Raw genomic sequence first — 21,280 nt, 5'->3', positions numbered from 1 at the left:
TGTGCACGCCGACAAGCTCAACCGCCACGTCCTTGCCAGGAGGCGTGTGGACCGCCGGCAGAGCGTCGGGAGGGACGATCGAATGGGTGTCGCTCGTCATAACCGTGCCTCGGCGCGCATGAGCATGCCGAACAGGTCGCGCGGATCATCCGGATCGGCCAGCAGATCGAGCGGAGGGTCGAAGGGCGCCTCCCCGATCAGGCCGCGCACATGGCGCAGCGCCGCGAAGTCCTCGATGGCAAAGCCGACGGAGTCGAACAGGGTGATCTGGGCGCGGTCCGTACGCCCCGGCGCGTTGCCATTTATCACCTGCCACAGCTCGGTGACGGGATGGTCGGCGTCCAGTTGCTGGATTTCGCCCTCGATCCGGGTTTGCGGCGCATATTCGACGAAGATGTCGGACCGCAGCAGGATATCCCGGTGCAGTTCCGTTTTTCCCGGGCAGTCACCGCCGACCGCGTTTATGTGGACGCCGGGGCCGACCATGTTGTCCGTGAGGATGGTGGCGAACTGCTTGTCGGCTGTCACCGTCGTGATGATGTCGGCGCCCTCCACGGCCGCTTCGGCGGTCTCGCAGGTGACGAGCGAGAACCCCAGCCGGCGCAGGTTGCGCGCGCATTTCTCCGTTGCCGCGGGGTCGATATCGTGGAGCCTCACATGCTCGATGCCCAGCAATGACCGGAAAGCCACCGCCTGGAACTCGGCCTGCGCCCCATTGCCGATGATCGCCATGCCGCGTGCGTCGGGCCCGGCGAGGTGCCGGGCGGCCAGTGCCGACATCGCCGCCGTGCGCAGGGCCGTGAGGAGCGTCATCTCCGACAGCAGCACCGGATAGCCCGAGCGGACATCGGCCAGCACCCCGAAGGCCGTGACGGTCTGGCGCCCCGTACGGGCATTGCTCGGATGACCGTTGACGTATTTGAAGCCGTATAGCTCGCCGTCGCTGGCCGGCATCAGCTCGATCACGCCATCGACGCTGTGCGACGCCAGGCGCGGCGTCTTGTCGAAGCTGGGCCAGCGCGCGAAATCGGCTTCGATGCACCGGGCGAGATCGACCAGAAAGGCGGGAAGACCCTGTCTGAGAACCAGCTTCATCATGCCCTCGACACTGATGAAGGGCACGGCATTGAGGGCAACGGCCATGGGGTGGCTCCTGCGGGCAGGGAAGGACGCGGGCACGGGATGACACGGCGGCGGCCGGGCACTGGCCTTCCGCCGCCGCATCTTCGCTCAGTTGAGGACGAACAGTTCACGCGGGAAGTTGGCGAAGACTTCCACGCCGTCGGCACCGATGCGGATCGACTCGCTCATCGAATACCCCCAATTGTCGTGGAAGATTCCCAGGATCATGTGGAAGGTCATGTTCTCTTCCAGGATCACCGGTTCGCCGGCGCGGATGCTCACCGTCTTTTCCTGCCAGACCGGCGGATAGCAGCAGCCAATGGCGTAGGCGATGCGGGAATCCTTTTCGAGATTGAAATCGCGGTTGTAGCGTTCCCAGAACTCGTTGGCCTCGTGGCAGGTCATGCCCGGCCGGATGCGGCTGATCGTCTCCTCGAAGCCGTCGATCACATGTTTCGAGGTGTCGACGAGCGTCTGCGGCACCGAACGCCCGAGATAGACGGTGCGCGCCATCGGCGTGTGGTAGCGGTGACGCACCGCGCCCAGCTCCATGGTGAAGGACTGGTCGTTCTCCAGCCGCTGGTCGGTCCAGCTCAGATGCGGGTTGCCCGCCTTGTCGCCGGTCGGGATCGATGCGTGATAGGCGGAATAATCGCCGCCGAACTCCTCCGTGCCGCGCAGCTGTGCGCGGTAGATTTCCGCCGCCAGATCGCATTCGCGGACGCCCGGGCGGGCGGTGTCGATCGCCGTGCGCATGATCCGTTCCTGGATCTTGCCGGCCTCGCGCATATAGGCGATCTCGGGTGCCGACTTCACCGTGCGGGCCCAGTTGATCAGCAGCCTGGCGTCGCGGATGCGCGCGTTCGGCAGGTGGGCGCGCAGGACCTCGCAGTCCCGCGGCGTGAACATCCACGCATCCATTTCGATGCCGATGCTGCGGGTGTCCCAGCCGCGCGCGCGGATGACCTCGGCGGCGTAGGTCATCGGGTTGAAAGTGAGGTGCTGGCACATGATCTCCGGCCAGCCATGGATGCTGTCATCGCCGATATAGGCCGTGCGGCGCACGGCCCGCGTGTCCATCTTCCGCGTGATGATGATGGGTTCCGGCGCGTCGAGAGCGATCACCATCAGCTGCGGCGTGAAGAACGACATGGCGTCGAAGCCGGTAGCGTAATACATGTTCGCCGGGTCGCCGTCGCACAGCACCTCGATGCCCTGCTTCGCCATGCTGTTCTTGATGACGGCAAGACGGCGTGCGTATTCGACTGCGCTGAAGCGCAGGTTTCTCGTTAGGTCCATGGCTGTTCCCTTGATCTGGATTCGTCGTCAGGCGGCGAGTGCGTCGAGCGTCGCCTGAATGAGCAGGGCCGCGCCGATCTCCAGCGCGTCTTCGTCGATGGCGAAGTCCGGATGATGAAGCGGGTGCACGCAGCCTTTCGCTTCATGGCGAACGCCGATGCGGAAATAGGTTCCCGACACGGCGTTGCTGAAATAGGCGAAGTCGTCGCTCGCGCTCCACATGGGGGCGTCGGACAGGATCTCCGTGGAGCCCACGACCTTGACCGCCGCCGCGCGGACCAGGGCGGCGACCCCGGCATCGTTCACCAGCAGCGGGCCGTCCTCGGCGATCGCGACCTCGGCCGTCACGCCATGCATCAGCTCAAGCCCGCGTGCGATCTCGCGCAGCCGGCGATGCGCCACGTCCCGCACGCTTTGCCCGCCCGAGCGGATGGTGCCGCCGATGACGACATGGTCGGCGATCACGTTATGGGCCGTTCCCCCGGCGATGGTTCCCGCCGTTATCACCAGCGGCGTCATGGGATCGGCATTGTGCGCGCGGATCCTGTTGGCTTCCTGCAGAAACGTCGCGGCGGCGGCGATGGCGTCGATACCTTCATGGGGGCGGCCACCATGCGCGGCGCTGCCACGGATCGTCACGTCGAAATGGTCGGAGGCGCAGGCGAAGGGACCGGGCTGCGCGGAGACCCGGCCGGTGCCGATCATGGGGTCGACATGAATGCCGAGCACGATGTCGAGGTCGCGCGCCAGCCCGGCCGCGACGAACTGCTCGGCGCCGCTCGGCAGGGCTTCCTCGGAATGCTGGAACAGCAGCCGCACCCGGCCGCCGAACCGATCGGCATGGCGCTGGAACCAGAAACCCGCGGCGAGAACCATGGCCGTGTGACTGTCGTGGCCACAGGCATGCATGACGCCGGCACGCCGCGACCGGAACGGCACGTTCGCCGTCTCGTGGATCGGCAGCGCGTCCATGTCGGCGCGCAGGCCAACGGTACGGCTGCCGGCACGGCGGCCGAGGACATCAACCGCGAAACCGGTGGGACCGACCGGCCGGATCGCGGTGAGCCCGGCCTGCTCAAGCTCGTTCAACACGCGCTCGCGCGTGGCGAACTCCGCGTGCGAAAGTTCGGGGTCGGCATGGATGGCCCGCCTTATGTCGAGCATCCGCTCGACGTCGCCGCGCTCAAGAAGGGTCTGCGTGAAAGCCATGTTCGCGTTTTCCGGTGGCGCCTTCAGCGAAGGCGTGCCTGCAACCGCGTCTCACGACGGCGGGCTATGAGGCTCAGGGGAAAGATGACGATGAAGAACACAAAGGCCACGAAGGAGAACGGTGTCAGGTAATTGTAGGTCGTGTTGCCGATCTGATAGGCTTCATAGGCAAGCTCGGTGGCGCCGATCGCGGCGAGAAGCGTCGAATTCTTCAGCGTGTCGATGCCGCAATTGATCAGCGAGGGCGTCATGCGCCGCAGGATCTGCGGGGCCAGCACCAGCCGCCAGGCATGCCACTCCTTCAGGCCGATGGCCTTGGCCGCCTCGAACTGGCCGATCGGCAGCGCGTTGTAGCCGGCACGGTAGATTTCCGAGACATAGGCGGCCGCGATCACCGTCAGCGCAATGATCCCGCAGGTAATCTCCGAGAGGGAGAGGCCGACCAGCAGCGGCAGGCAGTAATAGCTCCAGAAGATCACCCCAAGTTCCGGCACGACCCGGAACAGGGCGACGTAGCCCTCGCAGCCGCGTTGCAGGGATTTCCTCCGGCTCAGCCGCCCGATGGTGAGCAGCAGCCCGAGAAGCAGCGCGCCGAGGAACGAGGCCGCGGTGACGGCCAGCGTTGTCGCGATTCCGCGTGCCAGTTCCGGCCAGGCGTCGAGGATAAGCGAGATATCCAGCATCAGCGGCGGCTCCTCAGCATCAGCGCCGCTTCCAGACGCCGGAGCGCGAAGGCGATCCCGCCGCCAAGCACGGCGTAGATGAGCGTCATGGTCGTGAGCACGCCGATCGGATCGGCAGTGCGCGAACTGATCCGCATGGCCGTCATCATGAGTTCCGGAACCGCGATCACGGAGAGTATGGAGGTGGCCTTGAAGAAGGAGAGCACCGTGTTGGCGCTCGCCGGGAGCGTATCGATGATGGCCTGCGGCAGCAGAATACGCGTCCACAGGCACCAGCGCCCTATTCCGAGGCCGGTGGCGGCTTCACGCTGCCCCTCCGGGAGAGCAAGCAGGCCCCCCCGAATGTTCTCGCTGAAATAGCAGGCGCTCGACAGGGCCAGACCGATGGCGGCGCTGACCTCGGGCGAACTGCGCGCCCCGAACAGGATGGGGATGGCGAAGTGGATCCACCACAATTGCACGAGAAGCGGGGTATTGCGGACCATCTCGACCAGCGCGATCACGGGAAGGCGCAGGAGAGCCGGGCCGTTCAGCTGGATAACGGCGATCCCCATGCCCGCCGGAAAGCCGATGGCGATCGCCCAGGCGAGGAACTTCAGGGAAACCAGCGCTCCCGATACCAGCGCGGGCCAGTAGCGCAGCAGGAAATCGGGAAGCAGGTCCGTCAGGATGGAGAACATCATCGCTCGCCGTGATGCGATCCGTCAGAGCCGGCTCAGAAGCCGTACCATTTGCGGCGCAGTTCCTCGGAAAGGCCCGTGGTCTGGTTATAGGCGATCCACGTGTTGAGGAAGTTCAGCAGGCGCTGGTCGCCGGGGCGGACCGCATAAGCCATGGGCGTCTGCTGGAACTGCACATCTCCGCCGAGGATGCGCACCTTCTTCCCGCCCTCCTGCTTCAGGAATTGCAGGTTGTTGTAGTGATCCATCAACGTGGCATCGGCCCTGCCGGACGCGACTTCGAGATGAGGCGAGAAGACGTTGTCGCTCGCCACTTCCTTGATCTTCGCCTTTGGCGCGTATTTGCGGATGACGTCGCCCATCGCGCCGCCGGAGAGATTGGCGATGGTGATGGATGTCTCGTTCAGCTTTCCAGCATCGTCACCGGGGAAGTCCGCCCTCACGACCCAGGAAAATCCGAGGCTCATATAGGCATTGGTGAAGGCGACCGTCTGCGCCCTTTTGGGGGTGGCGAAAAGATCGCTCATCGCGATGTCGTACTGCCCGGCCACCAGCCCCGGAATCAGCGTGCTCCAGGAGGCGTCGACGATCTCCAGCTTCACGCCAAGCTGCCCCGCCAGATTCTGCGCCATGTCGACATTGTAGCCCTCCCACTGGTCGGTGTTCGGATTCTTCGACTGCGAGGGGACCGAGTCCGCCATGCCGACACGCAAGGTTCCGCGCGTTTTAATGTCGGTCAGGCTGTCGTTGGATTGAGCATGAGAGGCGCTGACGCTTGCCAATACGGAGACGGCAATAGCACCCACGAACGAAGTCCACTTATACATTGCAACCTCTGGAATTTTGATTGGCGACGAACGCAGGATTCATCATCTAAGTGAATATGCTTGACATCAAGAGATCAATTTTTGATCATTAAATGAATAATTTTCATGAGACTGCATGAAACTCCCGCTGGATACCCTCCCGACCTTTCAGATCGCCGCGCAGAGCGAAAGTTTTTCGCAGGCGGCGAAGGCCCTGCATCTCACCGACAGCGCCGTCAGCCACCAGATGAAACGACTGGAGGAGGCGGTCGGCGTCGCACTCTTCGAAAGGCACGGGCGAACCGTGCGCCTCAGCCCCGAAGGTCGCGTGTTTCTCGGCACCGTTCAAATGATGCTCGGGTCACTCGACGATTCGGTCCGCGTGATGCATCGCAGTGCCGGTTTGAGCGGGACGATAACGATCGCCTGCTCCTCCATGTTTGGCAGCAAATGGCTGTCGCGACATCTGCGCGATTTCGTCGAGCGGCATCCCCATGTCGGTTGCCAACTCAAGCTGGTCGACAATGAGCGGGTCATTTTCGAGGACGATGCCGATGTGGCCGTGCTGTTCGGCAGTGGTCCCTGGCCTAATCACGTGGTCCGGCTGCTTGGCCAGGTAAACCTGGCGCCCGTGTGCAGCCCGCGCCTGTTCTCCGCACGAATAGGCATGCCCAAGGACGTGAAGGAACTGACGGACTATACAATCATCCATCAGGACGATGGCACCGAGTGGCGCCAGTGGACGGAAGCCGCCAACCTGTCCGGTCTCGGATTATTTCGAAGGCATATCTATTGCAACGATACCGGCTTTGCCATCGATCTCGCCTATCACGGAGGAGGCATCACGCTCGCCAGCGATGAACTCGCGGACTCCTATGTCAAGGAGGGGTCGCTCATCCGTCCATTCTCGGTAACGATTGAAGTCAGCGGCGGGTGGTATCTGATATCGGACCGACGACGCCATCAGGAAATGCGCGTGCAACTATTCTTCGAATGGATATCCAGTTATTTCCCGAAGAGCAAAATAGTATCATGAATTCCATCCACTCGAACAATTGTGTTCGGATGTATGGATCGGAAGCGGCGGCCATGAACCCTGACCGCCGTCTCAGGAGGGCAATCGACGGCGCTCGGCGTGCCCAGTTTGGCACTGAAATGGCGGAAGAGGTGGCTGGATAAATACAAGAAGAACTACTTGAAATCACTCTGAAAACCATGAGCCCGGCGTTCGCTGACCTCGTTCTTGGCCTCCCATAATTTTATTTATGCAGCACATGTGGAAAGGGCGCCCACGGATTACCGGGGCGCCCTCTTAGTCTCAAGCCAGTCCTCGAACTCTCGTCGCTTCCATCTCGTCGCCTTGGCGCTGAGCCTGTAGGGCGCCGGGAAACCCGGCTGCTTCGCCCATTCCCAGACCGTCGCGACGTGCACGCTGGTCATGTCAGCGATGGCCTGGGCTGACAGATACTCGGCGGCGTCAGGTGCGGGCATGCGCTGCTACCAATCCGCACGTCGTCTCGTCCGCCATCTTTCCGATCTCGTCGGCCAGGTTCTCCAAATCCTCCGGATAGAACCCAGAACCATCCTTGCGCACCTGATCGGCTTTCCTGCGGAGGATGGCCGCAACGTTGTGAAGCGTCTGCCGCTTTGCCCGGTCGATGAAGACCGCCAGTCGGGTGCCCCGGATATCGTCAAGGCGACGGATCGGCTCACTCATCGCCGCCTCCCGTTGCGGCGGCCGGCGCGTCGACGATCAGCTCTTTCGCTATCGCCTCGGCGTCGGCGATGGCGGCGTTATCGAAGTCGAAGAGCGAGCTGAAGGCGTAGAGCCATGTGGCGAGGTACCATTGCGCACGGGCTCGATCATCGGCGCTGATCCCCACCCTCAGCGTGAGGGGGCATGTCGGCGCGTCTGCCTCGACAGGCCGCCCGGCCAGCGCAGCCTTCACCGTCGGGTGGTGCATCACGATGGATCGGATCTCCGCCACCGTGAGGCGGGTCTCGCCGAGATAGCCGAGAACATGGTGGAGAGCGGCCTTGGCTGTTGATGCGTCCCCACCCATTGCGGGCTGGGGCGCGACACTACCGCTCATCTCCGCGATCCGCACGGCTTGGGCTTCGAGGGCGGCAGCGACGTCGTCCTTGTGCCCCGAGCCACCGCAGTGCGGGCAAGCAAGCTCGGCGTCGCGAACATAACGATCTTCCGGACTCTCGGTCTCGGCAAAGACCACACTTTCCCCGCCACGATCATGCTCGATGGCCTGATCCTCGACCAGCCCCGCCACGTCGGAGTTGTCGCTCGCATCTGCCGTCTCGTGAGCCACAACTGGCGTTGCTTCGCACGGGGGATCGACAAGAGCGCTGCGGATGCGGGCTTCATAGTGATCCTGGACCGTCTTCTTCGCTTCGATAACGCTAGAAGCATGCCCGGCGCTTTGCGGCCCAAGCCACGCTCCATCTCCGTAGACGGTAAGCGTGCCGAAAGGTGTCTCGGCGTAGCTGGCATAGGGATTGCGGTCCTCCCACTCCAGCGGCTTGATCTTCACCGCCCCGCCGGCCTGCGCGAGGTGCGCGGCTATGGCCCCGTCGATCCAGTCGGCAAGCCCCCGGCATTCGGCGATCGGCAGCCTAGAGAGGTTGGCGACGCTGAGCTTCAGCACTGCGGCATGATCCGCAACAGCGCGGAGGCGCTGGGCGAATGCGGAAGCAATTTCGGCGTTCATACCGGCCATCCCATGAAACGCGCGAAGGCGAGGCAACCGAGAAAGACCCCGAGCACCCACGGGATGAATTTATGGATGATCGTCCCGAGCATGGTGTTCGTGGTGACCATGCCGACGAGGAAGAGCAGGTACGCGGCGGACGCGGCTTCCAGGGCAAGGGCCGTCATTTCGTCGCCCCCTCACCCGCATCCCCCAGCCCAATAAAGACATTGCCGTAGTCGATGCCGAGTTGATCGGCGACGATGGAAGCGAGGAACTCAGTGCTCTTGTCGCCGAATTGCTCCTCAGCTCCGGCAAAGGCCGCGGCGATCTCTTCCGGCGTCGGACCATTGCACTTAGCCATTATCGATCTCCTTCAGCGCCTCATCGCGGGCGCGGTTGAGTTCCGCCATGGCGTCATGCGATCCGCCCGGCTTGTCGGGGTGACGGATTGAGGCGAGACGGCGGTAGCAGGCTTCGATAATGTCGTGCGTCACCCGCTCGCCGGGCGCGCGCTCCATAACTTCACGCCAGGGGCGCTTGGCGCCGGGCGGCGGCAGTAGCGGCGTGAAGCCTCGGAACGTCGCGCGCACCAGTGCGAGGGTGCCGTGCCGAAGTTCGGTGCGGCGCGCCTCGAGCACGTGGTGAATCGCCTGCAGGTTCGCCTCGACCGTCTTGTAGCGGTCGACCGGGATGCAGCGCTGCTCGCCATCCCAGAGGAACCATGCTGCGACGCCGGGATCGTCCGGCTTCATCTTGCCCAGCGTGATGTTCGAAGAGAGGACAATGCCCGACACCGGCTTGCCGCTGTCGCGGCCGAAGGCGCGCAGGGAGCCTTCGACGTTGTCGAGGGCGCCGGCGAGCGATGTCCGGAACTGCCCGGCCTCGCGCTTCTCCACGGCGACGCGGGGCCAGCCTTCCGGCCATGTGAGTGGAAAGGCGTCAACCATCGGCGCGCCCCTCATACTTGCAGGCGCGCTCCCACGCCTCACTCTCACTCATGCCGAGCCAGGCTTCGAAGCGGTTCTCGCTGCTGCAATGACCGATGCTAGCGTGAAGTGTGAATCCTATCGGTCCAAGACCGAGGCGCCAATTACCGCCATAAACGTCGGCGTCCTTCTCGAAGCCGAAATGCCATGTCAGCGGGAAGAGGTGGGCGCTGAAGCCGATGTCGCGGCAGTTGCGCCAGTGCCAACGGGGTTCAGCCACTACCGCCTCCCAACAGATCGATGCCGGTCCGCTCATGCAGCCGGCGCAGCCGGGCGATGATCTCGTCTGCGGTGAAGCGGCTGTAGAGGCCCGAAAGCGACGGGGCATCGCCGCGCGCGAAGGTCGACGTCGGGACGCCGAGCGGGACGACGTCCTCGCGCTGCCGGAGCATCAGCACGGTCTCGTTCTCGACGATGCGGATGGTGTGGAGCTCGTCGGCGTGCATGAAATAGTGCTCGCCAGCTTCGCGCTGAAGGCGACGGGTCTCGGCTAAGTTGACCTCTTCGGCGAAGATGAAGCCGTTGCCGCCGTTGAGCGGCGTCCGGTAGTGGAAGCGGTTGAACCGCTGCCCGCGCGGGTCGAGGTCAAACCAGACGTTCTCCGATGCCCCAGCAATGACCCATGTGTCGAAGTCATATCGGTGATCGTGAGGGTTCACGACCTCCGGCAAACGGGTCACATCGCCGTCGAAGAAGTAGAGCTTAATGGTCTCGGTTGGGCTGCGGCGGACGCAGATGTAGTCGAAGCCCTTGACGTGATAGTCGCGGATCGAATGCTCGACCGAGTGATCGATGCTGATGGCGCGATCGAGATACGGGAGCCTCTGCAACATGGTCATGGCCTCCAATCCCAGAAGCCCTGCGCGCCCTTCGCCGGCACGGGCGGCTTGATCTGCTCGATCTCGGAGACCGGCCAGGCCCAATTGCAGTGCTCGTCGCGGTCGCTGTCGTTGATGGTGCCGCCGAACTCGCCAACGATCTCGTACGAGCGCATAGGCGCGCCGAGCACCGCGGTGCCGAGGATGTGCGAGCGCGGCAGGATGCCCGGAGTCAGCTTCACACGCTCCAGGAACTCCAGAGCCTCGGGCTTGAGGCACGTCGTCCAGGCATCGTCGCCCTTCAAGCGCACGATGAGGTCAGCAACCTCCGTCGCCCTCACCGGCCGCGCGCCGGCGTGGATGGCGACGCGCTTGCCGCGCAGACTGATCGGCGCCGGCCAGCCGCGGAACTCGTAGGGCTTGAAGCCGAGGATGATGAGAGAGGCCCACGGCTGCCAGACGGTGAGCGCCTTCACGATGGCGCCGGTCATGATCCGCCCCCAGCCTGCACGGGGCAGCGGAGGACAAAGTGAATCGGATACCCCTCTGTTCCGCCCCTTCCGTCGAGATACGCGGCTCTCAGGAGGCGCGGGCCGACGTTGACGACGCGCGCGTCCTCATCCGGGCCATCGCCGCAATGACGCACGATGTCACCGACCTCGAACTGCGGCAGGCTCTCGTGTTCCAGGTTCTCGACCGAGCAGGAGCGCACCGCTGACTCCCCGTCGAGCAGGAACGTCGCGATGCCTGCGTCGAGGACGCATAGGCGCCCGACCTTGCCGTAAAGCCCCGGCAACGCGTTGTAATAGCGGCCCGTGAACCGGACGCGATCACCGGGCACGAACGTGCCGGGGACCAAGGTGCGCTTCGGTGCAACGAAAAGGTCGGCGAGGCAATCGGGCACCTCGGTGGGATTGCCCCACTCTTCGATCGACGGCGGGGCCGGCGGCAGGGTCATGTAGCGCGCCCGCGGCGCATCAGCCGAGGCAAAGCCGATTGCGGGAAGCACGAAGAACTGTTCGCCCGGGTTCTCTTCGGCAAGGCGCCCCGCTCGCCGATGGCGCTTTCCTCGCTCTCGTGCCGGAACTGGGGCGGACGAACGCCCTTCGGGTTCCAGACGAGCCAGAATGTCTCGCTCATGATGTTCTCCAGAATGGACGCGCCGCGGCTACGCGCGGCGTGGCGTCACTGCAGGATCTTCGGGATGTCGTGGGCCGCCTCGGTGCTGGCCGGCGCCGGCATCGAGGCGATGAATTCGGCGATGGCAAGCCGGTGGTCGCTGCCACGCGCGTCGGCCAGGATCTCTTCGACCGCCACCGTGATATCGGCGGCGCTGATGCCGGAGATGCTCCCGGCCGCGATGTCGCGCCGGAATGCGATGCCCTTGGCACGCTCCACCAAGCCGACCAGCATCGCGCCGGAGACGACGTTGGCGAGCAGGAACGGCCGGAAGTCGGCATCCGCGCCCTTCTTGGTCACGCTGGCTCTGCCCGCGAGCGCCAGAACGTTCTCGTCGGAGAAGAAGCGATCACACGCGTGCCGCGCCATCTCCTCGGCCGACCCGTCCGCCAGCGGGACGCCGGCCATAGCCTTCATGATGATGGCGTGCGCCGCGTCGCGCGTCGGGCGCTCCACCCGAATACGCCGATCAATTCGCCCGTCGCGCAGGATTGCCGGATCGATCGCGGAAGGCCGGTTGGTCGCCAGCATCACGAAGGCGCCGCTCTCCTCTAGCCCGTCCATCTCCGCCAGGAACGCGGCCACGTTGGAGGCATGAAAGGACGCGCTGGTCGCATCGCGCGGCGGCAGGATGCTGTCGGCTTCGTCGATGAAGATGACCAGCGGATGCCCATGCTTGCGCTTGTAGAGCCGGGCGAACTTGAAGATGTTGCGGATGGTCTGTTCCGTGACGCCGACAAAGGGGCTCTGGATCTCCGGCCCGTTGATCTTGATCAGTGATGCGTTGGCTCCATAGAGCCGCCCGACCGCAGCCGCTGCCGCCTTGCCGAACATCGTCTTGCCGCAGCCAGGCGGGCCGAACAGTAAGACGCCCTTGAGCGGCTTCTTGCCGTAATGGCGATAGAGGTCCGCGTGCTTGGCCGGATGCTCGATCGCTTCCAGCAGTGCCGTGCGCGCGGTCTCATTCCCGACGACGTCGTCCCACTGCGTCGAATGCTCAGCTGTCAGAAGGTACTTCTCGACCACCTTCTTGGCATTCTCGTATTCGCGATCATCCTGAAGCGCGGATCCACTAAAGAGGGCTGTGTAACCCCTGCGACTCATCTCATCGAAGATCGCACCAATGCTACGGAAGTCATCGGATACGAATGTGGAGCTTCCGCCCGCGCCGCCCTCTACACGTCCATCAGGCTTCCGGCCGTCACGCGGATAGCACTGGGGGCACGTTGGATCGCCGCAGCCGCCTAAGAGGTGCTCGGTTTCCCTCGGCTGAATATCGAATTTCACGGTACGCATGATCGGGTCAAACTTGGACATCTGGCTCCTCGGTATCTTGGGTTTGCGCTTCGCCATGGTCACGGCGCCACGGGCGCCGGTGAGCTGGCCTGCAGGTCCGCCAGCACCCGCAGGCGGATGGCCGAGGACAGGTTGTTGTGGGGAGCGCGGACGGCATCGATCTCGCCGGCCAGCGCGCTCATCGTCTTCCCCTCGCGTGCAGCGAGCGCCTTGAAGGCATCGAAGAATTCGTTCTCGAGGGATATGCTGGTCTTGTGGCCCGCGATCACAAGAGATCGCTTGAGGATCTTGCTCATTGACTCCTCACGATAGTAACGCGCTCGGCCGCTCGCGTAATTGCGGTATATAAATGCTTGGCTGCGTCTTCCCGAAACGTCTCGCTCTCATCGAAAACAAAGACGTTGTCCCACTGCGAGCCCTGGCTCTTGTGGACAGTCAGCGCGTAGCCGAAATCGAATTGCTCGGTGCCGCGGATCTGGTGGAACTCCAGTTCCTTCTCGCGGCCGACAAAGTAGAAACGGTGGACCTTCACATCGACGGGCTGCCGCGTCGCGCCGGCATCCGACGGCTCCACCACCATCTCGAAATAGTCCGGGTCATCCGACCGCATGTGGTCGGCGACGGCCCAGAGGCCGCCATTCAGCAGGCCCTTGTTGTGCCGGTTCTTCAGGCACACCAGCCGCTCGCCAATGTGCGGGCGCTGCCCGGTAAACCCGCGCAGATCGCGGATCCGCGCGTTGTAGCGGGTTCGCGTCTTGTTCAAGCCGATCAGGATCTGCTCGGCGCCCAGCACCTCCCCCTGCTCGACGTCACGCGGCCGGATGATCTTGCTGGCGCCATAGACGCCGAAAGTCAGTTCCCGCCCCTCGCGCACATCCATCGACATGCGGATGATCGGGCTGTCCTGTGCCTGGCGGTGCACCTCAGTGAGCATCGCGTCCGGCTGCCGGCTGGTGAAGAACCCCTCCCCGCGCACCGGCGGCAACTGCGCCGGATCGCCGAGCACCAGCACCTTCGTGCCGAAGGACAGGAGATCCTTGCCCAACGTCTCGTCGACCATCGAGCATTCGTCGATCACGACCAGCCCGGCCTTCTTCACCGCGCTGTCCTCATTGAGGACGAACTCCACCACCCCGCCACGCTTGCGGCGCGGCTTGTAGATCATTGAGTGGATGGTCGACGCGCCGATGCACCCCTTGCGCTGCAGCACCAGCGCCGCCTTGCCGGTGAAGGCGCCGTAGAGCACCTCGCCATGCGCCTCGCTGGCGAGATCCTTTGCCAACGTGGTCTTGCCCGTCCCGGCGAAGCCGGCGAGGTAAAAGACCTGCGGGCCGTTCCGGTCACGTAGCCATGTGGCGACCTGACGGCGGGCGTCCTCCTGCTGCGGGGACCAGCTCATCCCCGCCACTCCGGGCCAAAAGGGATATCGTCGTCCAAATCATCGGCCATGCTCCGAGGGCCACGGCTGCCACTGCCCGACGACCTGGTGCTAGACCCTCGATCCTCACTGCGGCGGCTATCCCGCCCGCCGCCCCGGTCGTCCCGACCGTCATCACGACTGCCGCTCTTGCGAGCCGCGCCGGGCACTTCGACCGTGCTGCCGAAGCCTTGCACAACGACCTCGGTGACGTACCGCTTCTCGCCGTTCTTCTCGTATTCGCGGGTCTGGAACTTGCCCTCGACATAGACCATGTCGCCTTTGCGGGCATGCTCTTCGACGCGCTCGGCGAGGAACTCGGTCCAGATGACGACCGGCACCCAGTCGGTGCGCTCCTGCCATTCACCATTGCGATCTTTCCAACGTTCGCTGCATGCGACGCGCAGATTCGCCACGAGCTTGCCGGTGCCCGTGCGCTTCACCTCGGGGTCGGCGCCGAGCCGCCCCAGGACCGTGACGCGATTGATGCTCATGATGTTGCTCCGTTCAGTCGGGCCCGAAGGCCATGTCGACGTCGGCCCGGACGGGGTCGCCGCTCGCCTGGCGGCGCGCCTCCCATTCCTCCGCCGTCATGGTGCGCAGCGCCTTCGCGCGCGCCTGCGCTGCGATGTCGTTGCGTGCGGCTTGAGAGATCGGCGTGACAGAAAGCGCCCGTGCCCCTGCCTGTTCTCTGCTCTTGGGCTTATCGGCCATGTAACGGTTTCCCCTAACGTCGTTTCAGACTTTACGGTCCGAAATGTAAGACGACGGCCGGCCTCATAAGAATTGATCTAACGTATAGTCAGAGACGATTCACTGATTTGGTTAAGTTCTCGCCACATTAAATTGCAAAAACTGACCATATCGGTAGACGCGAAATCAACGAAATGCGTCGCGATTCTTCAAGTGATGCTTCGCATTCGCGAGAACATCGCCCTTGAAACTTGACTTTTCGACAATCCACACGAGGTACTTCGTCGGAACGTCGTCCCAGCGTTTTCCCTTGTGTTCGCCAAAGGTGCACTTGGGCAGCAGCGCCGGCCCCTTGGACCAGCGCACCATGTCGTGGATCGAGACGCGCCCCTCTTCGAGGATGCGGGCCATCAGGGCGCCACCGACATAAGCGTCCGGCACGGCGCGATGGGCCGGAAGCCCGAGCGCCTGGTCGATATCCAGATCCAGCGCATATCGGAGGAACTGCAGCTTGTGACTGTCCAGATCGGGCCACATCCGCAGCGCGACCTTGTAGGTGCAGATCCAAGAGACCGTGCTGCCGAAGAACTGCTGCTCGAACTCGGCTTTGTGGGCGGCGTAGTGGGCGATGTCGCCGGACGCCAGATCCATGCAGGCCCGGTCCGGCGTCGGGGCGCCGACCACATCCCGGTCCGAGATATGGTGCACGGCGCGGGCCTCCGGCGGGATCGGGCGCCCCGGATTGACCAGATAGCCCTTGGGCTGGCCGAGCACCGGCACAGCAAAGCCGTCTTCGAGATCCTGCTCGTCGACCGTGATATCGCACCAGCCAACCTCGCAGATGGCCTGTCGCACGTCCTCCGTGGGCTCTCCGGTGGTCTCGAAGTCGATGCAGCGAATGATCATTGCGGCCTCAGCGGTATGATCTTGGCGGTGGCGCCGAACGCCCGCGGCCGGGGCTCTTCGGCGAGGCAAAGGTCGAGATAGACGTGGGTGCTGCGCGCCAGTTCGGTGCGGAGAGCGGCATCGGCGATATCAAGGAGCAGATCGGCCAAGGTGTGCGTGGTCGCCGAGAGGAGCATCTCGACAGGAACCCCGAGACTTGGACCCTCGCCGAACTCCTGCACCCACTCGCTGATCACGACGTTGAGCCGCTCCCGCAGGTGCTCGACTGTCATGGCGGCAGCACCGGATACGGGACCTGGCTGGCCGCGGCCCTGTCCACCACGGCCTCATCGAGCGCCTGATGGATCGTTGCGGTGAAGGTCCCGCGCTCGGCCGGGTGGCCGGAGACGATGACCTCGGCGAGAACCTGGACGAGGGCCTCCGCCACCTCGGCGGCGTCGAACACCATCCCGTCGCCGGTCTTCTGCCCGCGAGCCACAACGTGCTCGCGGACAGCCTCACGGATTGCGCCGTGCAGATCCTGCTGCATGACGATCACCCGTTCTTCGGCGGCGGCTTGTAGCCGGTGACGCTGTCGTGCCCCTTCATCCAGCAGATGCCGTGCACCCGCGCCTTCTCGTCCTTCTCCTCGACATACCGGCGCTTCAGTTCGGCCGGCACGGTCCGGGGGTGGCCGGCATGGGCGGCGTCATGCCCCTGCAGGTACATCCTGCACTGCTCGATATCGCTCTGGTCGATGCCGCGCGGCGCGACGTCGAGGTTCTCCATGCGGGTGAAGACGGCCTCGGCCTCGTCGGCGGGGTCGGCATCGGAGGTTCCCGCGTCACCCTCCGCGAACGGATCTTCTTCCTCGGGCGTCGCGGCGACATCCTGTTGCGCCGTGGCGTCGGAGGCGCGCGTCGCGGCCGGCTCGCTGCTGGCCTCAGTCGAGGCTGTCTCCGGCTCGCTCCGCTGCGCGGTTTGCGACGCCTCCTCGACCTGATCCGCCTTCTCAGCCTCGGCCGCTTCGCGCGTCGTGGTGCGCGTGCGCCGCTCCCGCTTCGGCTTCTCAGCTTCGACCTTCACGGCTGCTGCAGCCTCGACGAGTTCCACCTCGTCGGCGTCGACGGACACCGAGAGCCGGTCCAGCGCCTGGCCGAGCGTCGGCCGTGCCGGCGTGACGTCACGAGGGGCGCCGCGATCGTGCTCGATTTCGTCGACTGCGTAGACCCCCAAGATGACGTCCGGGAAGTGACGGCGCGCAAAGGCGCGCACGCTGTAATAGCCATGCTGCTGGTCTGGGTCCGCCTTCCACAGCGGCGAGTTCTTCGGCGTGATCTTGTCGAAGGCCGGCGAGACGTACTCGACCGTGTCGTCCGTGCCGTCGTCGAGAACGCCCCAGACGATGCATTTGCGTGTGCCGCCCTCTCCCTCGAAGCGGAACTTCGGCCGGCCCTTGAGCGGCGCGCGCATCAGGATCACGGCGTGGATGAGCTGCGCCTCATAGGCGAGCTGGTCATTGACCGAGTAGCTCTTATTGGCGACGGCGAAGGGCGACATGCGCCACTCGATCGCCTGGATCGTGACGGCAAGGCAGGTGCCGGGGTTGCCGCGCAGATGCTTGCGGATGGCGACGCCGCCGATCGCCATGATCTTGGCGAACTCCAGAACCTGCGACATGTTGGAGAAGGACATGCCGCCGGCGCTGTTGGAGATCGCGAGGCCACGAGTCTCGAGAGGGTCGATGCGACCGGCGATGCGCTCCTCGAGCGCGGCGAGATCATTGCTCATCGGTGGATGCCTGTTCGATTGCGCGGGACAGCACGTCGCGAAACTCGCGGACGGCGTGAATTCCCATCGGATGATTGGAAGGGTCGTCGGGCCTGGCGGCGCGGAAGCCTGCGGCCCAACAGAGGATGTCGGCGAGGTCGAGGTTCAGCCGGCGTGCGCCCTCAATCGGGTACTCGACGGCAATCACGGCGCGCCGGCGGGCGGCCACCTGTTCTGCCCGCTCCCGGCCCCGCGCCTCTTCCGTGGCGCGCTCGGCATCAGACAGCATGCGATAGAGCCGCCCACCGCCGTTCGGGAGCGTCAGGTTGACCACCTGGCCGAGCATCTCGTCCCAGCAGAGGCCATCACAGGAGCGATCGCCATGTCTGACCGTGAAGCCGTGCGGGTCCCTCTCGATCACGATCGGGTCCGAAATGCCGGAAGCTTCACCAGACGAACAAGCCCGCATGTTCTCAGCCGAGTTTCGCAGGTCTTTGCTCATCGGAACGACGCCTTTGTCATCTCCACGAACTCGACGCCGGCGATCGGCATGGAGCCCTTGTGGGTGCGGATGTGCGCGCGCAGCGCCTTCTCGAGCACATCGACCGTGAGGTACGGGCGGAGTGCCGCGATATCGACCTTCGACCAGTCGGCGACGCGGAAGTCCCACTTGTCGCTGGCGGTCGCCAGCATGCCGGTGTCGCTGCGCGCCCGGGTCAGATCGGCCGCCCGGGCCGTGGTGGTTTCGGCAGCCTGGGAGGCGCGGAAAGCCACGGTCTCGGCAATCTCGGCGTGGACCTCAGCCGCATCGGTGTCGCCGATGTCGGCCTCGAAGGTGGCGAGGCGCCGCAGGCGTTCTTCCTCGTCCCGGAGCTTCTGCTCCTCCTCCAGGGCCTTGCGCCGCGCCTCGAGCTTCTTCTGGTGCGCATAGGCATCGGCCCGCGCCGACAGGCCCTTGATGATCTTGTCGAGCCGCTCCTTCGGGCCGCGGAAGGTGTCATCGACGATCTTCCCATCCCGAAGGAAGGGGGCCTTCTCCTCGACCCGCGCGCCCTCGATCGACGAGAACGCCTCGGTCGCAGCCTTCACCACCTCACCGAGGGCAAAGTTCTCCTCCTCGGTCGAGAGCGTCTTCGGTTGCTCATTGGCCCGCTTCGCCAGCGGCTCCACCAGCGCAAACAGCCCGGCATGACGGTCGGCCAGCACCTCGGCCAAGCTGGGCGGGTTATTCCCACCCATGACCGCACGCGGATTCTCAGCCTCCATGGCGAGACCCCTTCAAGTTCGAGATGTCAGAATTCGTCGATGTCGGCCGGCGCGGTCACGGCGCCCGCCTTCACCTTCACGCTGCGATAGCTGCTCGGCTTGACCTCGTAGCCCTTGCGGTGCGTGGTCTTGGCCGTCACCTCGGTGCCGTCGCTCATCCGCCCGGTGGTGGCATTGCCGAGCATGTTGATGATCTCGGTATCGATCGTCTTGCGGGCCTTCTCGGCCGACGCGCCGGCACGCTCGACCTCTTTCAACTTCTCGCGCTCGGCAAGGATCTGCACGATCCGGTTTCCGCTGAGGTCAACCGAGGAACCGTCGTCCTGGGTGTACAGCCGCTGGATGAGCGCAGCGTCCTTGCTGAAGTCCGCATCGGGCTCCTGGTCTTCCTCGACCATCGTCCAGAAGTTCCGGACCTGTCCGCGGATCCGCTTGATCATTTCCTGATGGATCGGGATGTCGATTAGCGGCATGTCGATGCCGTAGCTGACGACCAAGGGCGCGACGGCGCCCCACGCCGCACCGGCCAAGTGTGCCTCGGTCAGAGTCTGCAGCACGATCCAGAGGGGAGGTGTCGTCTCGTGGGTCTCTGCATCAACCCACTTCCGCCGGAACGTGCCGGCCTCGACGCTCTTGACCTGCACGACGCCGAGGCCGCGCACCGGGCACTCGACAAACACGTCCACGGTCGCGCCGAGATTGACGCTGGCGTCACGCAGGTAGGCCGCGCCCCGGCCCGTGTTGTGGGTGATCTTCCATTCCGGGTGTTGCTCGCGCAGCAACTGCACGGCGACTGGCTCCAGCAGGCGACCGCGCTTCATCGCGTCGGTCTCTTCCGGGTCTTCGGCGGTGAGCCCGGTTTTCAGCGCGTAGAGGCCGAACGGGGTCTGGTAGTCGTGCACGCCGAACAGCGCGCCGACGACGGATGCGGTGATGTCGTTCTTGCGGAGATCGAGCCATTCGTCTCGGGAACTGAACTGGATGCGCTCAATGACCATGAGCGCCCCCAGATGCCGCACGTGCGGCCCTGCGAGATGAGGTCATGTTGTGCTCTGCCTGAGAGCGACGCGAGCCATTCCCGCGTCGATTTGCAGAGCATGTTGCAGATTGAGTTGTTTTGCAACTCTCTCGGCGCGGATTTTTTACAACTTTTTTAGATAGCTACCGTTCGAGATTGGCACAGAACCTGCAACACGTGCGCATGAAAGTTGTGCCCGTCGAGAAATCCCGACGCACAGAGCACGCTGAGAAAATAGGACAAGTTTCTACAAAAATGGGCTGCATATTATGATTGGGGTTATGCAGATGATGGGGGCGCTTGAGGCGCCCCTCATAGCAACCTGCTGATATATAACCTTAATATAACTCTAAGTGTATATACTACGCGGGCGTGGCGCACGCGCGCAGGAAAGGTTCGCGGCTCAGTACAGCCGGAAAGCGGCGGCGACGATTGCCACGACCTGCGCCTCGACGTCTGTGCTCCGAAGCGACATTTCCAAGCCCGAGGCCCACGGACGAACCACCGTCTGGACCTCGTTTAGCGCCTTGCGCCTCAGCTCGACGATGACCGGGTTGCCGGCAGCCGGAGCGCCGATCTGCCGCTCATAGTCGCCCGCATCGACGGCCAGCACGAACATGCCGTCCTCAAGGCCGGCATGCGGGTCCCCGCGGAACAGGTAGGCCGACTGCCGGCCGGTGTAGCGGGCATCCGGCTGGATCAGCACCGTGCCGCGCGGCTGCTTCAAGGGGCGGCGCCAGGCGCCCTCCTCGATGATTCCGACGACCGGCAGCCCCTGTCCGGAGGCTTCACTCACCGGTGGTGGCGAACCGATTTCTTCCGTGTTGCCAATGAGGTAGTCGACGGAGCACTGCAGGGCGCGGGCGAGCGCCAGGAGGGTTTTCTGCTGGGGTTTCTGCTTACGACCTTCCATGAGGTCGTACACGAAATTGCGGTGCAGCCCGGCCCGACGCGCGGCCTCCCATTGGGTGATACTCAGGGCCTCAAGTCGTTGCAGCACGCGCGTTTTCAGCATTTTCCCCTCGAAATGATTACCTCCGTCTGCGGATAGATCTCGCACTTTCGGCAATTTATCAAGCGCCTGCGGGGTTGATGTCCGTTCGCGAATGTGTTGTTTTACAACTCATGAGCATGCGTGAGACTCTCCTCTCCAACATCGGTCGGCTGATCGCCGCCTATAGCGGCCCGATCTCGAACAGCCCCGGCCGCGTGCTGCGCAGCGTCGGCATGTCTCAGACCGACGCGTCGCATGTCGCGCGGCTCCTCTCCAGCCAGAGCAACTTCACCGTCGAAACCTACGACCGGTGCGTCCAGGCATTTTCGGATGTCTGGCCGCACTATCTGCCGTGGCCCGACGGGATTGAGCGTCCGACCCGTCGCGCGGCCGGGCGTAGCGATGACAGCGCCGCCGCATAGGGCGGCGCGCGCAACCCCAGCCCAGGAATATT

32 protein-coding genes are annotated in these 21,280 nt (G+C 64.3%); 2 read left to right on the top strand and 30 right to left on the bottom strand.

Going from position 1 to position 21,280, the window contains the following annotated elements; translation table 11 throughout:
• Window positions 1-96: 96 nt before the first annotated feature.
• The 6 genes from ocd to QOZ99_RS09205 all read right to left on the bottom strand — a co-directional run bounded on the left by ocd (window position 97) and on the right by QOZ99_RS09205 (window position 5,694).
• Window positions 97-1,143 (bottom strand): ornithine cyclodeaminase, encoded by a 1,047-nt coding sequence (gene ocd, locus QOZ99_RS09230; RefSeq protein ID WP_306889675.1) that lies wholly within the window; start codon window positions 1,141-1,143, stop codon window positions 97-99.
• An 87-nt stretch (window positions 1,144-1,230) separates the two neighbouring features.
• Complete coding sequence (locus QOZ99_RS09225; protein WP_306889674.1) at window positions 1,231-2,421, bottom strand: M24 family metallopeptidase; 1,191 nt, start codon at window positions 2,419-2,421, stop codon at window positions 1,231-1,233.
• Window positions 2,422-2,448: 27 nt separating this feature from the next.
• Entirely contained in the window at window positions 2,449-3,630 is a 1,182-nt protein-coding gene (locus tag QOZ99_RS09220; protein WP_306889673.1) for a M20 metallopeptidase family protein, read from the bottom strand.
• A gap of 23 nt (window positions 3,631-3,653) precedes the next feature.
• Window positions 3,654-4,313 (bottom strand): amino acid ABC transporter permease, encoded by a 660-nt coding sequence (locus QOZ99_RS09215; protein WP_306889672.1) that lies wholly within the window; start codon window positions 4,311-4,313, stop codon window positions 3,654-3,656.
• Window positions 4,313-4,996, bottom strand: a complete 684-nt coding sequence (locus QOZ99_RS09210; protein WP_306889671.1) for an amino acid ABC transporter permease — start codon at window positions 4,994-4,996, stop codon at window positions 4,313-4,315. Before QOZ99_RS09210 ends, QOZ99_RS09215 begins: the two co-directional genes overlap by 1 nt.
• Window positions 4,997-5,028: 32 nt before the next feature.
• The gene (locus QOZ99_RS09205) at window positions 5,029-5,694 is read right to left on the bottom strand and encodes a substrate-binding periplasmic protein (protein WP_306889670.1); all 666 of its coding nucleotides are present in this window, start codon (window positions 5,692-5,694) and stop codon (window positions 5,029-5,031) included.
• 241 nt (window positions 5,695-5,935) lie between these two features.
• Here QOZ99_RS09205 and QOZ99_RS09200 point away from each other — a divergent pair, with 241 nt between their 5' ends.
• Window positions 5,936-6,835, top strand: a complete 900-nt coding sequence (locus QOZ99_RS09200; RefSeq protein ID WP_306889669.1) for a LysR substrate-binding domain-containing protein — start codon at window positions 5,936-5,938, stop codon at window positions 6,833-6,835.
• A gap of 260 nt (window positions 6,836-7,095) precedes the next feature.
• Here the strand turns inward: QOZ99_RS09200 and QOZ99_RS22310 are convergent, their stop codons facing one another.
• The 24 genes from QOZ99_RS22310 to QOZ99_RS09085 form a co-directional block, all read right to left on the bottom strand.
• Complete coding sequence (locus QOZ99_RS22310; protein ID WP_370876819.1) at window positions 7,096-7,290, bottom strand: helix-turn-helix transcriptional regulator; 195 nt, start codon at window positions 7,288-7,290, stop codon at window positions 7,096-7,098.
• A complete protein-coding gene (locus QOZ99_RS09195; RefSeq protein ID WP_306889668.1) occupies window positions 7,277-7,516 on the bottom strand; it encodes a hypothetical protein in 240 nt (79 codons plus the stop codon). Before QOZ99_RS09195 ends, QOZ99_RS22310 begins: the two co-directional genes overlap by 14 nt.
• Window positions 7,509-8,522: a hypothetical protein gene (locus tag QOZ99_RS09190; protein ID WP_306889667.1), complete on the bottom strand. Its 1,014-nt coding sequence runs from the start codon at window positions 8,520-8,522 to the stop codon at window positions 7,509-7,511. The genes QOZ99_RS09195 and QOZ99_RS09190 overlap by 8 nt, the downstream gene beginning before the upstream one ends.
• Window positions 8,519-8,689 carry a hypothetical protein gene (locus tag QOZ99_RS09185; RefSeq protein ID WP_306889666.1) on the bottom strand — a complete coding sequence of 57 codons (171 nt, stop codon included), beginning with the start codon at window positions 8,687-8,689 and terminating at the stop codon, window positions 8,519-8,521. Before QOZ99_RS09185 ends, QOZ99_RS09190 begins: the two co-directional genes overlap by 4 nt.
• Window positions 8,686-8,865 carry a hypothetical protein gene (locus QOZ99_RS09180; protein WP_306889665.1) on the bottom strand — a complete coding sequence of 60 codons (180 nt, stop codon included), beginning with the start codon at window positions 8,863-8,865 and terminating at the stop codon, window positions 8,686-8,688. The genes QOZ99_RS09185 and QOZ99_RS09180 overlap by 4 nt, the downstream gene beginning before the upstream one ends.
• Window positions 8,858-9,451 carry a J domain-containing protein gene (locus tag QOZ99_RS09175; RefSeq protein ID WP_306889664.1) on the bottom strand — a complete coding sequence of 198 codons (594 nt, stop codon included), beginning with the start codon at window positions 9,449-9,451 and terminating at the stop codon, window positions 8,858-8,860. Before QOZ99_RS09175 ends, QOZ99_RS09180 begins: the two co-directional genes overlap by 8 nt.
• The gene (locus QOZ99_RS09170) at window positions 9,444-9,710 is read right to left on the bottom strand and encodes a hypothetical protein (protein ID WP_306889663.1); all 267 of its coding nucleotides are present in this window, start codon (window positions 9,708-9,710) and stop codon (window positions 9,444-9,446) included. Before QOZ99_RS09170 ends, QOZ99_RS09175 begins: the two co-directional genes overlap by 8 nt.
• Window positions 9,703-10,329: a hypothetical protein gene (locus tag QOZ99_RS09165; RefSeq protein WP_306889662.1), complete on the bottom strand. Its 627-nt coding sequence runs from the start codon at window positions 10,327-10,329 to the stop codon at window positions 9,703-9,705. The genes QOZ99_RS09170 and QOZ99_RS09165 overlap by 8 nt, the downstream gene beginning before the upstream one ends.
• Complete coding sequence (locus tag QOZ99_RS09160; RefSeq protein WP_306889661.1) at window positions 10,326-10,799, bottom strand: ASCH domain-containing protein; 474 nt, start codon at window positions 10,797-10,799, stop codon at window positions 10,326-10,328. Before QOZ99_RS09160 ends, QOZ99_RS09165 begins: the two co-directional genes overlap by 4 nt.
• Window positions 10,796-11,266, bottom strand: a complete 471-nt coding sequence (locus QOZ99_RS09155) for a hypothetical protein (RefSeq protein WP_306889660.1) — start codon at window positions 11,264-11,266, stop codon at window positions 10,796-10,798. The genes QOZ99_RS09160 and QOZ99_RS09155 overlap by 4 nt, the downstream gene beginning before the upstream one ends.
• The gene (locus QOZ99_RS09150) at window positions 11,263-11,448 is read right to left on the bottom strand and encodes a hypothetical protein (RefSeq protein WP_306889659.1); all 186 of its coding nucleotides are present in this window, start codon (window positions 11,446-11,448) and stop codon (window positions 11,263-11,265) included. The genes QOZ99_RS09155 and QOZ99_RS09150 overlap by 4 nt, the downstream gene beginning before the upstream one ends.
• A gap of 45 nt (window positions 11,449-11,493) precedes the next feature.
• Window positions 11,494-12,804 carry an AAA family ATPase gene (locus QOZ99_RS09145; RefSeq protein WP_306889658.1) on the bottom strand — a complete coding sequence of 437 codons (1,311 nt, stop codon included), beginning with the start codon at window positions 12,802-12,804 and terminating at the stop codon, window positions 11,494-11,496.
• A 38-nt stretch (window positions 12,805-12,842) separates the two neighbouring features.
• Window positions 12,843-13,079, bottom strand: a complete 237-nt coding sequence (locus QOZ99_RS09140) for a ribbon-helix-helix domain-containing protein (RefSeq protein WP_306889657.1) — start codon at window positions 13,077-13,079, stop codon at window positions 12,843-12,845.
• Window positions 13,076-14,182 carry an ATP-dependent DNA helicase gene (locus QOZ99_RS09135; RefSeq protein WP_306889685.1) on the bottom strand — a complete coding sequence of 369 codons (1,107 nt, stop codon included), beginning with the start codon at window positions 14,180-14,182 and terminating at the stop codon, window positions 13,076-13,078. The genes QOZ99_RS09140 and QOZ99_RS09135 overlap by 4 nt, the downstream gene beginning before the upstream one ends.
• Window positions 14,179-14,694, bottom strand: a complete 516-nt coding sequence (locus QOZ99_RS09130) for a single-stranded DNA-binding protein (protein WP_306889656.1) — start codon at window positions 14,692-14,694, stop codon at window positions 14,179-14,181. The genes QOZ99_RS09135 and QOZ99_RS09130 overlap by 4 nt, the downstream gene beginning before the upstream one ends.
• A 13-nt stretch (window positions 14,695-14,707) precedes the next feature.
• Complete coding sequence (locus QOZ99_RS09125) at window positions 14,708-14,914, bottom strand: hypothetical protein (RefSeq protein WP_306889655.1); 207 nt, start codon at window positions 14,912-14,914, stop codon at window positions 14,708-14,710.
• Window positions 14,915-15,079: 165 nt separating this feature from the next.
• Window positions 15,080-15,799 (bottom strand): exonuclease domain-containing protein, encoded by a 720-nt coding sequence (locus QOZ99_RS09120; RefSeq protein ID WP_306889654.1) that lies wholly within the window; start codon window positions 15,797-15,799, stop codon window positions 15,080-15,082.
• On the bottom strand, window positions 15,796-16,071 hold the full coding sequence (locus QOZ99_RS09115; RefSeq protein ID WP_306889653.1) for a hypothetical protein: 276 nt from the start codon (window positions 16,069-16,071) through the stop codon (window positions 15,796-15,798). Before QOZ99_RS09115 ends, QOZ99_RS09120 begins: the two co-directional genes overlap by 4 nt.
• Window positions 16,068-16,328: a hypothetical protein gene (locus QOZ99_RS09110; RefSeq protein WP_306889652.1), complete on the bottom strand. Its 261-nt coding sequence runs from the start codon at window positions 16,326-16,328 to the stop codon at window positions 16,068-16,070. The genes QOZ99_RS09115 and QOZ99_RS09110 overlap by 4 nt, the downstream gene beginning before the upstream one ends.
• A gap of 5 nt (window positions 16,329-16,333) precedes the next feature.
• On the bottom strand, window positions 16,334-17,569 hold the full coding sequence (locus QOZ99_RS09105; protein WP_306889651.1) for a recombinase RecT: 1,236 nt from the start codon (window positions 17,567-17,569) through the stop codon (window positions 16,334-16,336).
• The gene (locus QOZ99_RS09100) at window positions 17,559-18,050 is read right to left on the bottom strand and encodes a hypothetical protein (protein WP_306889650.1); all 492 of its coding nucleotides are present in this window, start codon (window positions 18,048-18,050) and stop codon (window positions 17,559-17,561) included. The genes QOZ99_RS09105 and QOZ99_RS09100 overlap by 11 nt, the downstream gene beginning before the upstream one ends.
• On the bottom strand, window positions 18,047-18,814 hold the full coding sequence (locus tag QOZ99_RS09095; protein ID WP_306889649.1) for a hypothetical protein: 768 nt from the start codon (window positions 18,812-18,814) through the stop codon (window positions 18,047-18,049). Before QOZ99_RS09095 ends, QOZ99_RS09100 begins: the two co-directional genes overlap by 4 nt.
• A 26-nt stretch (window positions 18,815-18,840) precedes the next feature.
• A complete protein-coding gene (locus tag QOZ99_RS09090) occupies window positions 18,841-19,812 on the bottom strand; it encodes a YqaJ viral recombinase family nuclease (protein ID WP_306889648.1) in 972 nt (323 codons plus the stop codon).
• Window positions 19,813-20,235: 423 nt separating this feature from the next.
• The gene (locus QOZ99_RS09085) at window positions 20,236-20,847 is read right to left on the bottom strand and encodes a helix-turn-helix domain-containing protein (protein ID WP_306889647.1); all 612 of its coding nucleotides are present in this window, start codon (window positions 20,845-20,847) and stop codon (window positions 20,236-20,238) included.
• Between the two features lie 77 nt (window positions 20,848-20,924).
• On the opposite strand from QOZ99_RS09085, the gene QOZ99_RS09080 reads away from it, so the two are divergent.
• Window positions 20,925-21,248: a hypothetical protein gene (locus QOZ99_RS09080; RefSeq protein ID WP_306889646.1), complete on the top strand. Its 324-nt coding sequence runs from the start codon at window positions 20,925-20,927 to the stop codon at window positions 21,246-21,248.
• Window positions 21,249-21,280 lie beyond the last annotated feature (32 nt).

It is taken from the genome of Ancylobacter amanitiformis, from assembly GCF_030814815.1.
GTDB classification, from domain to species: Bacteria; Pseudomonadota; Alphaproteobacteria; order Rhizobiales; family Xanthobacteraceae; genus Ancylobacter; species Ancylobacter amanitiformis.
Note: the sequence above shows the minus strand (reverse complement) of the source record. Positions and strands in the feature narration are given on the sequence as shown.

Excerpts from the sequence above, each read along its gene's own strand:
- QOZ99_RS09185 (WP_306889666.1), bottom strand. The coding sequence starts at position 8,689 with ATGACGGCCCTTGCCCTGGAAGCCGCGTCCGCCGCGTACCTGCTCTTC.
- QOZ99_RS09165 (WP_306889662.1), bottom strand. The coding sequence starts at position 10,329 with ATGACCATGTTGCAGAGGCTCCCGTATCTCGATCGCGCCATCAGCATC.
- QOZ99_RS09140 (WP_306889657.1), bottom strand. The coding sequence starts at position 13,079 with ATGAGCAAGATCCTCAAGCGATCTCTTGTGATCGCGGGCCACAAGACC.
- QOZ99_RS09195 (WP_306889668.1), bottom strand. The coding sequence starts at position 7,516 with ATGAGTGAGCCGATCCGTCGCCTTGACGATATCCGGGGCACCCGACTG.
- QOZ99_RS09085 (WP_306889647.1), bottom strand. The coding sequence starts at position 20,847 with ATGCTGAAAACGCGCGTGCTGCAACGACTTGAGGCCCTGAGTATCACC.
- QOZ99_RS09225 (WP_306889674.1), bottom strand. The coding sequence starts at position 2,421 with ATGGACCTAACGAGAAACCTGCGCTTCAGCGCAGTCGAATACGCACGC.
- QOZ99_RS09100 (WP_306889650.1), bottom strand. The coding sequence starts at position 18,050 with ATGAGCAAAGACCTGCGAAACTCGGCTGAGAACATGCGGGCTTGTTCG.
- QOZ99_RS09115 (WP_306889653.1), bottom strand. The coding sequence starts at position 16,071 with ATGACAGTCGAGCACCTGCGGGAGCGGCTCAACGTCGTGATCAGCGAG.
- QOZ99_RS09135 (WP_306889685.1), bottom strand. The coding sequence starts at position 14,182 with ATGAGCTGGTCCCCGCAGCAGGAGGACGCCCGCCGTCAGGTCGCCACA.
- QOZ99_RS09090 (WP_306889648.1), bottom strand. The coding sequence starts at position 19,812 with ATGGTCATTGAGCGCATCCAGTTCAGTTCCCGAGACGAATGGCTCGAT.
- QOZ99_RS09180 (WP_306889665.1), bottom strand. The coding sequence starts at position 8,865 with ATGGCTAAGTGCAATGGTCCGACGCCGGAAGAGATCGCCGCGGCCTTT.
- QOZ99_RS09155 (WP_306889660.1), bottom strand. The coding sequence starts at position 11,266 with ATGACCCTGCCGCCGGCCCCGCCGTCGATCGAAGAGTGGGGCAATCCC.
- QOZ99_RS09220 (WP_306889673.1), bottom strand. The coding sequence starts at position 3,630 with ATGGCTTTCACGCAGACCCTTCTTGAGCGCGGCGACGTCGAGCGGATG.
- QOZ99_RS09215 (WP_306889672.1), bottom strand. The coding sequence starts at position 4,313 with ATGCTGGATATCTCGCTTATCCTCGACGCCTGGCCGGAACTGGCACGC.
- QOZ99_RS09105 (WP_306889651.1), bottom strand. The coding sequence starts at position 17,569 with ATGAGCAATGATCTCGCCGCGCTCGAGGAGCGCATCGCCGGTCGCATC.
- ocd (WP_306889675.1), bottom strand. The coding sequence starts at position 1,143 with ATGGCCGTTGCCCTCAATGCCGTGCCCTTCATCAGTGTCGAGGGCATG.
- QOZ99_RS09080 (WP_306889646.1), top strand. The coding sequence starts at position 20,925 with ATGTCCGTTCGCGAATGTGTTGTTTTACAACTCATGAGCATGCGTGAG.
- QOZ99_RS09120 (WP_306889654.1), bottom strand. The coding sequence starts at position 15,799 with ATGATCATTCGCTGCATCGACTTCGAGACCACCGGAGAGCCCACGGAG.
- QOZ99_RS09175 (WP_306889664.1), bottom strand. The coding sequence starts at position 9,451 with ATGGTTGACGCCTTTCCACTCACATGGCCGGAAGGCTGGCCCCGCGTC.
- QOZ99_RS09160 (WP_306889661.1), bottom strand. The coding sequence starts at position 10,799 with ATGACCGGCGCCATCGTGAAGGCGCTCACCGTCTGGCAGCCGTGGGCC.
- QOZ99_RS09150 (WP_306889659.1), bottom strand. The coding sequence starts at position 11,448 with ATGAGCGAGACATTCTGGCTCGTCTGGAACCCGAAGGGCGTTCGTCCG.
- QOZ99_RS09125 (WP_306889655.1), bottom strand. The coding sequence starts at position 14,914 with ATGGCCGATAAGCCCAAGAGCAGAGAACAGGCAGGGGCACGGGCGCTT.
- QOZ99_RS09110 (WP_306889652.1), bottom strand. The coding sequence starts at position 16,328 with ATGCAGCAGGATCTGCACGGCGCAATCCGTGAGGCTGTCCGCGAGCAC.
- QOZ99_RS22310 (WP_370876819.1), bottom strand. The coding sequence starts at position 7,290 with ATGCCCGCACCTGACGCCGCCGAGTATCTGTCAGCCCAGGCCATCGCT.
- QOZ99_RS09210 (WP_306889671.1), bottom strand. The coding sequence starts at position 4,996 with ATGATGTTCTCCATCCTGACGGACCTGCTTCCCGATTTCCTGCTGCGC.
- QOZ99_RS09145 (WP_306889658.1), bottom strand. The coding sequence starts at position 12,804 with ATGTCCAAGTTTGACCCGATCATGCGTACCGTGAAATTCGATATTCAG.
- QOZ99_RS09095 (WP_306889649.1), bottom strand. The coding sequence starts at position 18,814 with ATGGAGGCTGAGAATCCGCGTGCGGTCATGGGTGGGAATAACCCGCCC.
- QOZ99_RS09200 (WP_306889669.1), top strand. The coding sequence starts at position 5,936 with ATGAAACTCCCGCTGGATACCCTCCCGACCTTTCAGATCGCCGCGCAG.
- QOZ99_RS09130 (WP_306889656.1), bottom strand. The coding sequence starts at position 14,694 with ATGAGCATCAATCGCGTCACGGTCCTGGGGCGGCTCGGCGCCGACCCC.
- QOZ99_RS09205 (WP_306889670.1), bottom strand. The coding sequence starts at position 5,694 with ATGGCGGACTCGGTCCCCTCGCAGTCGAAGAATCCGAACACCGACCAG.
- QOZ99_RS09190 (WP_306889667.1), bottom strand. The coding sequence starts at position 8,522 with ATGAACGCCGAAATTGCTTCCGCATTCGCCCAGCGCCTCCGCGCTGTT.